Source organism: Bacillus sp. 05T31 (assembly GCF_056396725.1).
The window spans coordinates 1-693 of record NZ_JBFTMA010001206.1; the positions used below are offsets into that span (position 1 = coordinate 1).

At 36.3% G+C, this 693-nt stretch carries 1 protein-coding gene and 1 pseudogene; both read right to left on the reverse strand.

Translation table 11 applies throughout. The annotated features are described in order from the left end of the window. The coding region (locus AC1DJR_RS32460) for a pyridoxal-phosphate dependent enzyme (RefSeq protein ID WP_477004511.1) at positions 1-257 on the reverse strand (257 nt) is incomplete at its 3' end. After that, positions 250-693, reverse strand: a pseudogene (locus AC1DJR_RS32465) (homoserine dehydrogenase); the annotation flags it as partial. The gene AC1DJR_RS32460 and the pseudogene AC1DJR_RS32465, both read right to left, overlap by 8 nt.

Sequence of the window (693 nt, forward strand, 5' to 3'; positions counted from 1 at the left end):
GTATTACCTGTAGATGCACAAATGATAGCCTCTGAACCTTCTTCTTTCGCCTTTGCGACTGCCATTACCATACCACGGTCTTTAAAAGAACCTGTTGGATTCGCTCCTTCATACTTTCCGTATAACTGAATCCCTAATTGTTTTGATATATTTAATAATGGAATAAGGGGTGTATTTCCTTCCATTAAGCTGACATCAGGTGTGTTTTCATTCACCGGTAAATAAGAAGCGTACTGGTTTAATAGTCCTTTATACATATTGTTTTTCCTCCTCAATAATGTAGTAACTGTTTATTTCACTTGCGACATCTTCTATCGCYCCTAAAACTYGTTCGAATTGATATTTTGAAGTKYGATGYGTCACWACAACGACTTCTGCAAGYTCACGATTCAAAGGTAATTGRATWACCTCTTTTAAACTYACAGAATAAYYAACGAAACATTCTGTTATTTTTTTAAACATTCCAGGCTCATCTCGTAATGAAATACGCAAAAAGTATTTCGAGACTACTTCTTCATCTCCTTGTAATTCATACGGCTCCGGTTCTTTTAATACACTTTTATTTTTCGGAACTTGATTCATATTTTTAACGATTGAAATAATGTCACTTACTACAGCAGAACCAGTTGGTAACTTCCCAGCTCCAGGTCCGTAAAACATCACTTCTCCTACTGCTTGACCATGAACATACAC